This is a genomic window from Nocardioides sp. S5-5 (genome assembly GCF_054954065.1).
On the sequence record NZ_CP199913.1, the window covers coordinates 110,252 to 123,273 of the forward strand.

Annotated in this window: 12 protein-coding genes; 10 read left to right on the top strand and 2 right to left on the bottom strand. The window is 64.6% G+C overall.

Annotated features, from left to right (window positions below):
* Window positions 1-10: 10 nt before the first annotated feature.
* The 9 genes from ACUP6Y_RS00480 to ACUP6Y_RS00520 all read left to right on the top strand — a co-directional run bounded on the left by ACUP6Y_RS00480 (window position 11) and on the right by ACUP6Y_RS00520 (window position 8,363).
* The gene (locus ACUP6Y_RS00480) at window positions 11-799 is read left to right on the top strand and encodes an SDR family NAD(P)-dependent oxidoreductase (RefSeq protein WP_462553643.1); all 789 of its coding nucleotides are present in this window, start codon (window positions 11-13) and stop codon (window positions 797-799) included.
* A gap of 35 nt (window positions 800-834) precedes the next feature.
* On the top strand, window positions 835-1,233 hold the full coding sequence (locus ACUP6Y_RS00485; protein WP_462553644.1) for a cupin domain-containing protein: 399 nt from the start codon (window positions 835-837) through the stop codon (window positions 1,231-1,233).
* Window positions 1,234-1,589: 356 nt separating this feature from the next.
* Window positions 1,590-2,324 (top strand): hypothetical protein, encoded by a 735-nt coding sequence (locus tag ACUP6Y_RS00490; protein ID WP_462553645.1) that lies wholly within the window; start codon window positions 1,590-1,592, stop codon window positions 2,322-2,324.
* Window positions 2,325-2,753: 429 nt separating this feature from the next.
* Window positions 2,754-3,746, top strand: a complete 993-nt coding sequence (locus ACUP6Y_RS00495) for a sugar ABC transporter substrate-binding protein (RefSeq protein ID WP_462553646.1) — start codon at window positions 2,754-2,756, stop codon at window positions 3,744-3,746.
* Between the two features lie 91 nt (window positions 3,747-3,837).
* Window positions 3,838-4,395 (top strand): VOC family protein, encoded by a 558-nt coding sequence (locus tag ACUP6Y_RS00500; protein WP_462553647.1) that lies wholly within the window; start codon window positions 3,838-3,840, stop codon window positions 4,393-4,395.
* Window positions 4,396-4,498: 103 nt separating this feature from the next.
* A complete protein-coding gene (locus tag ACUP6Y_RS00505; RefSeq protein ID WP_462553648.1) occupies window positions 4,499-4,954 on the top strand; it encodes a TIGR03618 family F420-dependent PPOX class oxidoreductase in 456 nt (151 codons plus the stop codon).
* Between the two features lie 428 nt (window positions 4,955-5,382).
* A complete protein-coding gene (gene npdG / locus ACUP6Y_RS00510; protein WP_462553649.1) occupies window positions 5,383-6,066 on the top strand; it encodes an NADPH-dependent F420 reductase in 684 nt (227 codons plus the stop codon).
* 660 nt (window positions 6,067-6,726) lie between these two features.
* Window positions 6,727-7,047 (top strand): helix-turn-helix domain-containing protein, encoded by a 321-nt coding sequence (locus tag ACUP6Y_RS00515; protein WP_462553650.1) that lies wholly within the window; start codon window positions 6,727-6,729, stop codon window positions 7,045-7,047.
* A gap of 144 nt (window positions 7,048-7,191) precedes the next feature.
* Window positions 7,192-8,363, top strand: a protein-coding gene (locus ACUP6Y_RS00520; RefSeq protein WP_462556739.1) for an IS3 family transposase whose coding sequence is annotated in 2 segments (ribosomal slippage) — window positions 7,192-7,444 and window positions 7,444-8,363 — 1,173 coding nt in all. Because the reading frame shifts where the segments join, the coding sequence is not laid out codon by codon here.
* A gap of 365 nt (window positions 8,364-8,728) precedes the next feature.
* Here the strand turns inward: ACUP6Y_RS00520 and ACUP6Y_RS00525 are convergent.
* Complete coding sequence (locus ACUP6Y_RS00525) at window positions 8,729-10,147, bottom strand: IS1380 family transposase (RefSeq protein WP_462553651.1); 1,419 nt, start codon at window positions 10,145-10,147, stop codon at window positions 8,729-8,731.
* Between the two features lie 210 nt (window positions 10,148-10,357).
* A complete protein-coding gene (locus ACUP6Y_RS00530; protein ID WP_462553652.1) occupies window positions 10,358-11,119 on the bottom strand; it encodes an SDR family NAD(P)-dependent oxidoreductase in 762 nt (253 codons plus the stop codon).
* A 67-nt stretch (window positions 11,120-11,186) separates the two neighbouring features.
* Here ACUP6Y_RS00530 and ACUP6Y_RS00535 point away from each other — a divergent pair, with 67 nt between their 5' ends.
* Window positions 11,187-12,998: an acyl-CoA dehydrogenase gene (locus tag ACUP6Y_RS00535; RefSeq protein ID WP_462553653.1), complete on the top strand. Its 1,812-nt coding sequence runs from the start codon at window positions 11,187-11,189 to the stop codon at window positions 12,996-12,998.
* Window positions 12,999-13,022: the final 24 nt, after the last annotated feature.

Consider the following 13,022-nt stretch of genomic DNA (forward strand, 5'->3'; position numbering starts at 1 on the left):
GAGAACTCGCATGGACTACCAACTCGCCGGCAAGACCGTCATCGTCACGGGCGGCGCGTCCGGTATCGGCCTCGAGACCACCGAGCAACTGCTCGCCGAAGGGGCCAACGTCGTAGCCGTCGACCTGAACGTCGACGCCCTCGACGCCCGCTCCGAGTCCTCCCTGAGGGCACACAAGGGTGACCTGACGGACTCGGGCACCGCCCCCGCCGTGGTGGCCACCGCCCTCGAGACCTTCGGTGGGATAGATGCACTGGTGTCCTGCGCAGGAATCGCCCCCGTCCGCGAGAGTGCCCTCCAGGGCACAGATGACGACTGGCGGCACACCATCGACGTCAACTTCCTCAGCATCGTTCGCATGTGCCGCGAAGTGGTTCCGCACATGAAGGCAGCAGGCACCGGGTCGATCGTCAGCGTCGCCTCGGACGCCGGCCGCATGCCTGACCCCTTCTTCGCCGAGTACAACGTGTCCAAGGCCGCCATCTTGATGTTCATGAAGACGCTGTCCATCGAGTTCGGCAGCTCGGGCATCCGGGCCAACACCGTGAGCCCAGGCCCCGTGCGAACCCCGATGTGGGACCGCCCAGGCGGATTCGCCGACGCACTCGCTGAGTCGTTCGGAATGGAGAAGGAAGAAGCCATCAACCACTTCGCCGTCAACATCCGCCGACTCCCGCTGGCCAGGCTCGGCACGGTTTCTGAGGTGGCCGCGGTGAACGTCTTCCTCGCCAGCCCCGTCTCGTCGTTCGTCACCGGAGCCGAGTACTCCGTCAACGGCGGCAGCGTCCCGACCGTCTGATCTGGTCACCGAACCCAACAGGAGGTAGAAGCAACGTGTCCACCAATGCTGGATCTGCCGACGACAACCCTCGGTTCGACGTCAACGACTTCGCCGAGGAGCTGTCTGCAGCACCGACGAACTTCGCCGTCGGCGAGGACGTGCTGTTCGAGAACGACAGAGTGCGGGTGTGGTGGTCGACGATCGACCCCGGGAACCGCGTGCACTTCCACAACCACACGATCGACTACTTCTGGGTGTGCGTGCGAGCGAGCCGTGCGTACCAGCGCTTCGAGGACGGCACGGCCCGGTTCATCGATCCCGTTCCGGGGCAGGTCTCGTTCCAGACCTACGGACCGGGCGAGAGCCTGATCCATGATCTCGAGAACGTCGGAGACGGCCCCCTCGAGATCGTGACGGTCGAGCTCCTCGACCGGGTGAGCCCGTCGTCTTGACCGTCGCGAACTGAACGATCCCGACTCGCGTACCTCTGCCACGAGAACGTTTGGCCACGTGAACGGCTGAATTCCGGACCGCCCGGGGTTTAGCACGGTTCTTCATCGGCATGCGGAACCTAAAGAGCACTGAAGTCTCCGGTCCGTCTGGATACCCAGGTTCGTGCATCGATGGCGTACCGACCGAACTTCTGCGACCAAACAGCGAAACTCGCGGAACGTTGCTGCGAGGTCCTCAGCCTGATGGACGTCTCGAAAGGACGACCTTCGCATCGAGGCGGACCGCACGTGGTTTCAGGTAATCGTCTTTGGCCTGAATCACAACGACCGACCACACTTATTGAAAGGCACTTGGCATGGACACTGCCGTCGCTTCCGAACCCGGGCTGATCCCGTTGTCCCGGGAGCTCATCAAGGACGCGCGCATGATGATCATCGGCTATCGACCGGCCGACCCCGACGTCGTGCGCCGAATCCTCCCGGACAAGCTCACGCCACACCCGGACGGCATCGTCCTGCTGAACCTGTGGACGGTCGAGGACCCGGGCCGGTCGTCGGGACTCGGCACCTACGGGCGACTGTCGTGCGGCTACCTCGCACCCGAGGTGCAGGGATACGACACGCAGACCTCCGACGGGAGCGCAACCGGGCACGGACGGTACTTCGCCCATCACTGGCTGGAGTCGGACGGCATGCGGGCGTTCGCCAAAGCGTCGTGCGGCAACGTCGCGGACGTGGGTCGCGTCGAGCAGCACGAGCCGGAACCGGGGGTGCTGGTAGCGGAGCTCTTCGTCAACGATGAAGTCGTCATCAGGACCACAGCCCGAGTCGGCAACGAGCAACTCGCTTCCGTCGGCGGACACCTCAACTACTTCACGTCCGTCGGCGAGTCGCCGGCGGACGGCGACCTGGCCCGCGTGTCGGTCCCGTTCGTCGCCGACGTGATGGAGGCCCATGTCGAGTCGATCGAGTGGCTGTTCGACGAGAGTCACCCCGCCGCGGCCTTGGCCCCACGTGCCGGCGACGCGGTCGACAGCGTGCTCTACGGGAACATCTCCTGGGTCCCTTTCAGCGTGGCGGAAACACTCTGAGGTCTCGTTTGCGACGATCCCAGCGATGAAGCAGACCTGCACGTTTGCAGGTCAACTGGAAATCCCTCGCGCCGACGAATTCGAAGGACGGCAGCCGGCACCGTGGCAATCGCCACCGGTGCTGGCTGTCGTCGTATTCCGACTCGGTGGGTCAGCCAAGGATTCGCGACTCGTCGTTCCCCGTGGCCACCCCAACTCTGGACTTGTGAGCAGGGATATTCCGGAGACATACGCCAGCGATATGGCGAGCGTCACAAGTGGTATTGGACGGCCCGCGATGGCGCCCCCAAGGATGTCTCTCACCAGCAATCGCCTGGATTGATGGGAGGGCGAGCAGCCCTCGCAGCAACTTAGGAGACAACAGTGCCAAACAAGTCTGCTCGTGGTGCCGCGGAGCCGGCGCCGGTGCACGGACCCAGCCGACGCAGCGTGCTCAAGCGGGGCTCTCTCGGCGCGGTCGCCCTCGGTGGATTGATGCCCATGCTCGCTGCCTGCAGTCAGGACGATAACTCCCCTGCGGATGGCAAGCGGGTCAAGATGTTGTCGACGTCGTACGGAAACGTCATCCCGTGGACGACCCAGGGCTACACCTCGCAGAAGTACTGGGCCGAGAGGTTCAACGTCGACCTCCAGCAGCTCGATCCCGGCGCGGATCCGGCCAAGCAGCTGGACCAGCTCGACAACGCGCTGTCCCAGAAGTGGGATGTCGCCGTCATCAACAGCATCGTGCAGGGCAACGTCACGACGGCCGTTCAGAAGCTCATCGACGCCGGCACGATCGTCATCGGATATCTCGGGGACGTCGCCCTCGAGGACAAGCCTCTCGATGGTCTCCTGACCACCGTCCAGGCCGACAACTACCAGATGGGTTTCGACATGACGACCGCCCTGTGCAACGAGCTCGGGGGCAGCGGCACGATCATCGAGACGCAGGGCATCTCGGGTGGCGACAACGTGGTGGACCGGCATCGAGGCTTCGAGGACGCCCTGAAGGCGTTCCCGAACATCGAGGTGCTCGCCTCCGACTACGGAGAGTTCACCAAGGACCGGGCGCAGGAGCTGTGGAGCACCTACACCACCAAGTATCCCCGGATCGACGCGGCGTTCTGTCACAACGACGACATGGCCCTGGGGGCCGCCAATGCCCTGAAGGAAGCGAACCGTGCCGGTGACACCCTTCTTGCCGGCGTCGACGGAACGATCGAGTCATGCCAGGCGGTCATGGACGGCACCTTGTTCGCGACCGTCCGTCACTCGGCCTCTCAGGTCTACGGGTGGCCGATCATGCTCGGTGCGCTCAGCTTCCAGGGAAAGCTCGAAGGCGACGTTCCGGAACTCGTCACCGTTGACAGCCCTGTCGTGGACAAGGACCGCGCGCCGAGCATCATTTTCACCCAAGGTGACGCAGTCAACCTCCAGTAGCCACTGGCATTAAGAGCCCGGTTGGCGATGCGCTAGGGACCGACGGACGTTCCTCAGCGTGGTGTACCCCTCTCAATGAAGTGAGACAACGATGACCGAAACAGCCCAGCGTCGCGGTATCCCAACAGCGACCAACGTCGACCACATTGCCTGGACCGTTCGCGACCTCGACGAGACCGTGCGCTTCTTCGTGGACGTTCTCGGCGGCGAGGAGATCCTCCGCGCAGGGCCGTTCTCTGACCCGGACGGCGAGTGGATGGCCACCCAGTTCGACGTCGACCCTCGCGCCACCGCAGTCGCAGCGCTCGTGCGACTCGGGCCCACGCAGGTCGTCGAGTTTCTCCAGTGGACTGCGGACAGCCAGGACCTCAACTGGCCGATCAACAGCGACGTAGGTGCAACGCATGTGGCCATCCACGTGACCGACGTAGAGGCAGCCCTGGAGTACCTCGTGAGTCACGGGTGCAGCCCGTGCGGCGAACCGATCCACCTGGCCGGGGTCCCGCACGCCGGCCTGACCATCCTCTACGTTCGCACGCCCATCGGCCTCTACCTGGAGCTGGTCAGTCAGCCCGACGAGCCGATGCCGTACGAGGCCGAGACCAGCGTGCGACTGCTCGCCCCGGCCAAGGAGTGGACGAACTTCTAGCCCGGCCGCACGCCGCACGGCGCTGTCTCCGCGCGGCGAACTGCACAAGTGGGATGCTCGCGCACAGACGTGCGGAGCGTCATCGCTCAGAAAGGAACTGCGAATGCCCTTCGACCTTCACCCGGAGGCGCGTGCCCTCATTGAGTCGCGTCCCCCTGCGCACCTGGTGACGACACGGCCGAACGGTCGCCCGCACGTTGCATTCATCTGGCTGGACGTCACCGACGAGGGACAGATCCAGTTCGGGACACCAGGGTGGCGTGTGAAGGCCAAGAACCTTCGCCACGACCCACGATGCACATTCTCCATCCAAGACACCGTCAAGGCTGAGAACGGCCTTCTCCGTCACCTGCTGATCGAGGGCGTCGCGACCATTGACGACCACCCCGAGCACGGCGACCAGTTCATGGACGCCCTCTACTTCAAGTACACGGGCAGCTATGGGTTCGCGTTGGACGAGAAGAACCCGCACTGCCTGATCACGGTCGACATCACCCGTGTCACGGGCCACGGACCTTGGCACACCGGTCGTACCACGTCCTACGGCACCCCTATCTGATGACGTGTGGGGATCTCCTCAGCAGCCTGGGAGTGGAAACGACGCTTGTCTCGCTTCGCCCGCGGATCATGCTGTCCGTTGGCTTAGGTCTGGACTTCGCTTAACCGACATCCTTTGCGTAGCTGAGCAAGCGGTACTTCCTGCTTGCGGGAACGCCGTCTAGGTTGTCCAGTGGTCACTGCATCCTGGTCCTCGATCGACGCGGATATCGACGGGCCGCTGGAGCAGGACTCTGGCACGCCCGCTCGTCACGACCAGCGTTGGCGGCGCCGTGACTGGGTGGACCACGTGTCGCGAAATGCGTCAATGCCGAAGGCGCGATCGTCACAACCGGAGCAGTCAGGCGAGGTTGGTCGACCCCGGTCCTCACGCAGGCCTTGACGCGCCATACACCCGAACGCATTGCCATCACACAAGAGAGAGAATCCGTGCCCAAGTACACCGTCGCCGTGATCGGCGGCACCGGGCCTCAGGGCAAAGGTCTGGGGTACCGCTTCGCCCGTCACGGCCACGACGTCGTCCTCGGTTCCAGGGCCGCAGGCAAGGCTCAGGCGGTCGCCGAGGAGGTGACCGAACGCCTTGCGCGTGTTGGGGGCACAGGATCGGCACAGGGCGCGTCCAACGCGGATGCAGTTGCTGCTGCGGACGTCGTACTGCTCGCTGTTCCCTATGACGGTCACGACGAACTCGTCGCATCCTTGGCCGGTGGGCTGGAAGGAAAGACGCTCATCTCATGCGTCAACCCCTTGGCGTTCGACAAGGGCGGTGCCCACGGGCGGGTGATCGGCCACGGTGAGAGCTCGGCTGCGGAGTCCGCTGCCGAACTGGCGCCGGAGGCGGCCGTCGTCGGAGCGTTCCACAACGTGTCGGCCGTAGGCCTGTGGGGCGAGGACGAGTTCCTAGACGAAGACGTGATCGTTGTCGGGGACTCGGCCGAGGCCAAGCAGGTCGCGATCGACCTCGCGGCCGCAGTCACCGGACGTCCGGGCGTGGACGGTGGGCGGCTCCGGCTGGCGCGGGTGCTGGAGCCGTTCACCGCGTTGCTCATCTCGATCAATCGAAAGTACAAGACACACTCAGGCATCCGGGTCACCGGACTCGGGGAGCACTGAACCGTCGCCGTTGACCGACGGCGCACTGTCGCACTTTGAGATCGGGCTGGTAGTCCCCGCGAACGCCTAAATGAGATGGCTAGGGAGTGCACGCAGCGGCCAGGCTCTAACCGGCACTGGATCGGAGATTGCCTGAGGGGGAGCGCTCGCTCTTCGGCTGATCGGGCACCCCATCAGCGCCTTCGAGCGCCTGCAGCGCGGTCACTTGTGGGCTGAACTTCGCCGCTATCGACTACCGTTGGTTCGCCGGCGGCAAGCCGGCACAACTGAACATTGGCTGGTGCACCCCCGGGGCGCACGGAGCCGAGGAAACGGGAGCCAACTGGAGCAAACGGGACGCCGACTTCACGCTCAGAACGCTGGTTCGTGCGTGATTGAGTGTGGTGTTCCTACGGTTCAACTCCCCCCTCGCGCACGTGGGCAGTTTCAGGTGAAAGCCTGGATCTGCTTCAGGCAAATGAATGGGCCTCTGACCAGCAGGAACGGACAGAGGCCCATTCGCTTCCTCGCTGCGGACGGAGGTCGGGATGTGAGCCCCCGAGTCCTTCCGCGCCGTGTTCTTCGGCGGGCGACCGGTCTATCGGCACGCTTGAGCTGGGTGTGCTCGCGAGGTGCGTCGTGGCTGTAGCTGGTGCAGCTCAGGGTGCTGAGCATGCCGTCGTGGGTGAGCTGCGGGCGGCTGAGTTGGAGTGGGTTGCTGCGCGGGCCGAGGAGTTGCAGAAGTCTGACCGTCTGACTCCGGCCAAGGCTGAGCGGGCCGCCATCGAGGAGCGTCGCAAGGCTGAACTGAGGCGTCTTGGTTCGCGGGTTCAGGAGCTTCGGAAGGCTGCGGGTTGGACGCAGGCTGAGGTGGCGGCTGTGATCGGGGTGACTCGGGTGACGGTGGCTCGCTTTGAGGCCGGCGGTAATGACTTGGGGTCGAGTCGGCTTCGTGTTTTGGCGCTGGAGCTGGGTGTCGATCCTGGGGCGTTCTGGGAGTAGGCGTGCGGCGGGTTCGGGGGCCGGGGTGTGTTGGCTGGTTTCTGGCTCGCTCGTGGTTACGGCCTAGTCAACGGCGTGACACGCTCCGCGCTTCTCGGACAGTTGGCCCCAAGATAGAATTCTTGGGATTGACTGAAAGGCAATATTCCGTTGGCTGCGAAGAAGTATTCTCAGGAGTTCAAGGACGCGTGTGTCCAGGAAGTGATCAGGACTTCACAGCCGATCGCTGTGGTGGCCCGCGAGAACGGGGTTGTCGAGCAGACGCTGCGTAACTGGGTGAACGCGTACAAGAAGGCGCATCCAGTTCCGGAGGCGGAGTTGTCGGTTTCGGAGCGTGCCCGTTTGAAGGCGCTCGAGGCCGAGGTGCGTGAGTTGCGCGCTGAGAACGAGTTCTTGGGAAAAGCAACGGCCTTCTTCGCGAAGAAGCACCGGTGAGCGTGAAGTACGCGTTCATCGAATCCGAAGAGGGCAACTATCCGCTGATCTCGATGTGCCGCTGGGCGGGTGTGTCCCGATCGGGGTACCACTCGTGGAAGACCAGGCCGCCGTCGGCGCGGGCGGTGCGAAGGGCCGAGCTTGCCGTGCTGGTCCGGTTCTCGTTCACCGAGTCTGATGAGACCTACGGCTACCGACGGGTCCATGCCGACCTGCTGCGGTGGGGTCACGACGTTGATGACGAGACAGTCCGTTCGATCATGCGCGAGCTCGGTCTGGTGGCCTGCCAGCCCCGTCCATGGCGTCCGGTCACGACGATTGCCGGCGACGCCGGCGAGACTCCCGACCTCGTCCGACGCGACTTCACCGCTGCGGCGCCAGCTTCCAAGCTCGTCGGCGACATCACCTACATCCGCACCTGGCAGGGATGGTTGTACCTGGCGACCGTGCTGGACTGCTTCACCAAGAAGGTCGTGGGCTACGCGATGGCCGACCACATGCGCACCGAGTTGGTCACCGCCGCGTTGGATATGGCTGCACGCAATGGTCATATCCGTCCCGGAATTACCATCATGCACACCGATCGCGGCACTCAATACACGTCGGACGAATACGCGAAACACGCCACACGGCTCGGGATATTGCGGTCCGTTGGGCGCACCGGGATCTGTTATGACAATGCTTGGGCGGAATCGTTCAACTCGACCCTGAAGAACGAGCGAGTTCACCGGACCTCGTACCCCACTCGCGATGCTGCTCGGTTTGACATTACCCGCTATATCGAACTACGGTATAACGCCAGAAGGCTTCACTCTGCGGTCGGTTACCGCACCCCGAACGAGGTCGAAGAAGCTTGGTACGCAGCGCATAGCGCCGCGTAATCAACCACCGAAATTCACTGTCCGAATTTCGCGGGGCGGCTCAGCGCGAGGCGGGTCGCTCCGCATGCTGTCGTGTGGTGACGGTTCGTCTTCCAGCTGGTTACCCAGCAGGTACTGGGTAGCGCGCGGCTGCTTGTATCCGGGCCTGCGGCGCGATGTTGGTGGAGGGTCTCCGCGCTTCTGCGGGTCGCATTAGCCTCGGCGTTTCATGCCGCCGCGTGGCGGCGGCGGTTTCGGGTTCCGGTGGCCGGTGAGGTGGCCTGGGGGCCGGCGAGGGTCGCTGGTGGTGCGGCTGGCGCTGCCGGTGGGCGGTTCTCCGGGTCCTGGGTCGTGGGCGGGCAGGGCGCGTTCAGCAGTGTGTGGAGTCAGCTGAACGCGGTGCGTAGTCGGTGGAACCCTTCGGCGATCTCGACTGCCCAGCGCCAGGTCGTGTCGATGCGGAGCCGGATCTGTCGCGAGCCTCGGGTGATCCGGGCGGCGACGTGCAGGACTCGGTAACGGAACGCGTGGATCTCGCAGCGTGCGAGCTCGGGTACGTCGGCGAAGCAGATCTTCTTGGTCCATGCGATGAGGTCGACCGCGATCATGACGACCTCCAGCCACGCGGCGTTCTCGTTCCACGCCCGGCACGGGAGGTTCCGCAGTCCGGTGGCCTTCGCCTCGCGGATCCGGTCCTCCACCCGAGCGTGTTGACGGTGCCGCAACTCCAGCCCAGCGGCCTGACCGGGCACGACACCGGGCCCGTGGGCTGGGGTGTTGGTGAGGATCGCGGTGACCCGGTGTCCGTCGACATCGGTGAACGTGAGCTGTGCACCGGGATGAGGACGTTCCTTGCGCAAGATCAACCGCGACCCTTCGGGCCAGGTCGAGAGGTCGATCATGCCGGTGGCCTCCGCTACCCACGCCCCTTCACGGAACTCGCCGTCGGTCTGGATCGCGGGGTGCCAGCATTCCTCGGGGATGATGTCGACGATCCGCTGGATCCGCGCATCTACGGGGAATCCGAACGAGAACCCGACACCCCGTTCGACACACGCGGCCGCGAACGCGTGCGTGGCGCCAGCCGAATCCGAACGAGCAACCAGACGCTGGGCGCCCCAACACCCGGTGTGTGGGTCGAGCCAGGGGCGGGCGTGCTCGGGCAGCGCCTCGATCGCCATGTCCAGCACGGTGATGTGGTCAGCGGCGGTGTTCGAGCCGGCGTTCCCGGGACGCAGCAGACCGGCGAGCGCTTCGCCGGAAGCGATGTCGGGACGGTCCAAGAAGCACAACAGTGGATGGAACCCGAAGGTCCGTTTCCAGGTCGCGGCAGCGTTCTCCTTCTCGCTGTGCGCGATCGTGATCGTGGCGTCAAAGTCCAACAACAGTTCGGCGAACTCCTCACTGCCCAGGTCCGGCCCGCCGCCCGCGGCCCACGCCTGCTCCCGAGCCGCAGCGCGTGCAGCTCGCAGCGCGGGGAGGTGGTTCGCATCGGCCTTGTCCAAGACCCGCCAGGTCGTCGGCATCGAGGCCACCGGACCGTGGAGGTCCTCACGATCACCGAGCACTGCGATCCCGGTGATGGCGTCCGCACCGTCAGCAACCGCGGCCGCGAGATCGGTGAACACCCGGCCCGGCGCATGCAGCCAGGGACCGCGGTAGGTGTCGGCCAGCGCGGCGCTGACGGCGTCGACCAGCCCGGTGTACTCGGCCATCTCTCGGAGCAGCCCGACCCCAGCGTGCGACACCACGCCAGCCCCGTCCGCACTGACCACGACCCGACGCATCCGCTTGTTACGCTTCACCTGCAAAGTGCTCGCTCTCTTGGTCAACTTCAACTGTCGCAAGTCAAAGTTTCCCAAGCAGGACGGGCACTTTCGCGTTCCTGCGCTACGTGTCACCCAGAACCGCGTGAAACGCGGAGGCTAGTCGTCGATTCCTTCAGGACAGTAACAATCACTTTCGTGAGATCCCTTCGGGCTGTCGCGTGCGCCAAGCTGATCGTCGAGCAGTGATCAGGTGATCGAGAAGCCGCCGTCGGCGATGACCGTCTGGCCCGTCACATAGCCGCCGGCGTCGCTCACGAGAAACAGCAGCGCTGCAGCCAGTTCCTCTGGCCGTCCCATGCGACCGGCACCGATCCGACGAAGCTGTTCAGCCAGGTATTCATCCGTGTAGTCCTCCGTCATCTCCGTCGCGAAGAAGCCGGGCGCGAGAAGGTTCACCCGAATTCCGCGTCGGCTCGTCCACTGCTGCGCAAGGTCTCGGGTGAGACCGATGAGACCGGCCTTGCTTGCCGAGTAGGCAGCCTGGGGGAGTCCGGCCGTGGTCAGCGCCAGCACGCTTCCGACGTTGACAATGCTGCTGCCGGGCTTCATCACGCGGCCGCAGGACTGCGCCATCCAGTAACAGGCGTTGAGGTTGAGATCGATGACTTGGCGGAACTGTTCCGCGGTCTCGGTGACGGCGGGGTGCGCTGTGCCGATGCCGGCGTTGTTGACGAGAATGTCGACCCGCCCGAACTCATCCATGGCGCGATCGACCAGGGTCTGGCACTGGGTGGGGTCGGTGACGTCTGTGGGCACGGCAAGCGCACGGCGCCCGGTCGCCTCAACTGCTGCCTTCGTCTCGGCGAGCCGATCGGCACGTCGGGCGGCGATCACAACGTCGGCGCCCGCCTCCGCGAGCCCGACGGCGAAGGCAACACCTAGACCCGAGGAGGATCCGGTCACGAGCGCAACCTTCGTGTCGAGTCGGAACAGATCGAGCAGCGTCATCGGGATGCCTTTCTAACAGTGTTTGGTTAGGATACGGCCTAGTCCTGAAGAGTTGAAGGGTGGCCCGATGAAATCGACCGAGTCGCGCATCATGTCGAGAAGCGACCTCGCGTTCCTCCTCTACGACTGGCTTAAGGTCGAGGACCTGGTCTCCCGAGAACGGTTCGACGCCCACGGTCGCCAGACGTTCGACGATGCGATCGACCTCGCTGCGACGATCGCAGCCAATCGCTTCGTACCCGGCAACCGCGTCGCCGACCTCGACGAGCCGACGATCGGAGCCGACGGCGCGGTGGTGTTGCCTGTCGAGACCCGCGCCGCGGTAGCGGCATATCTCGAGAGCGGCCTCCAGGCGGCAACGTTCGACGACGAGCTCGGCGGCATGCAACTGCCGATGGCGGTCCACAGCGCCGTCAGCACGTGGTTCCAGGCGGCCAACGCCAGCGCGTTCGCCTATCCGACCCTTGCTATCGCCAACGCGAACCTAGTAGCGGCCCATGGCACGACACGCCAGGTCGACCGCTTTGCGCGGCCCATCGTCGACGGGCGATGGCTAGGCACAATGTGCTTGTCAGAGCCCGAAGTCGGTTCGTCACTGGGGGATGTCCGGACTCGTGCCATCCGCCAACCGGACGGCCGCTACCGCCTGTTCGGCAACAAGATGTGGATCTCGGCAGGCGACCACGAACTGAGCGAGAACATCGTCCACTTGGTACTCGCACGCACTGGCGCTGCGGACTCGGGCGTCCGCGGCCTGTCTCTATTCATTGTCCCCAAGTTCCTCGTCGAGGACGATGGAACGCTCGGTGAGCGAAACGACGTCGCGGTGGCGGGGCTCAATCACAAGATGGGATACCGGGGCACGACGAACGCCCTGCTGAACTTCGGTGAAGGACTGGTCCAGCCGGGCGGCGCGGCCGGTGCAATCGGCGAACTCATCGGTGAGGAGGGCAGCGGCCTCGCTTACATGTTCCACATGATGAACGAGGCGCGTATCGTCGTCGGTGCCGGAGCGGTCGCCCTTGGCTACACGGCGCATCTCCACTCGGTGGCATATGCCCGGGAGCGGCGACAGGGTCGACTGCCCGGAGCAAAGGACCCTGCGCAGCCGCAAGTTCCGATCATCCGCCATCCGGATGTTCGCCGGATGCTGCTCACCCAAAAGGCCACAGTTGAGGGCGGGCTGGCGCTCGTCCTCTACTGCGCTCGACTCGTGGACGAGCAGCGCACTGCGCCGGACGCAGGCGGGCGGAACGACGCCGCTTTGCTTCTCGAGATCCTGACGCCCATCGCGAAGTCCTGGCCATCGTCGTGGTGCCTCCACGCCAACGACCTGGCCATTCAGATTCACGGCGGCTACGGCTACACCCGCGACTACCCAGTCGAGCAGTTTTACCGCGACAACCGACTGAACCCCATCCACGAGGGAACCCACGGCATCCAGGCGCAGGACTTGCTCGGTCGCAAGGTGCGTCTCGAGGAGGGACGCGCGCTGAGTCTATTGGTGGACCGCATGACCGCTACGGCGTCCGCGGTGAGCAGGGACGGTGACGTCGTTCTTGTCGAGCTGGCAGAAGAGTTGATCCGATGCGTAGGCCGGATCGTAGACACCACTCGCGTGCTCTGGTCGACCGGCGATTCGACCCAAGTATTGGTCAATGCCTCGTCCTACCTGGATGCGGTCGGTCACGTCGTGGTCGCTTGGCTCTGGCTCGATCAACTCCGCGCTCTCGATGAGCGCACAGACGAGTTCGCCGAGGGCAAGCGGGCTGCTGCGATCCACTTTTATAGGCATCTCCTGCCATCGGTTCACCAGCACTTCGACCTCTTGATGGCAATGGACACTTCGCTCGCCGACCTTGACGACGCCATCTTCTGACAGGGCCTTGTGACTAGGACCGCA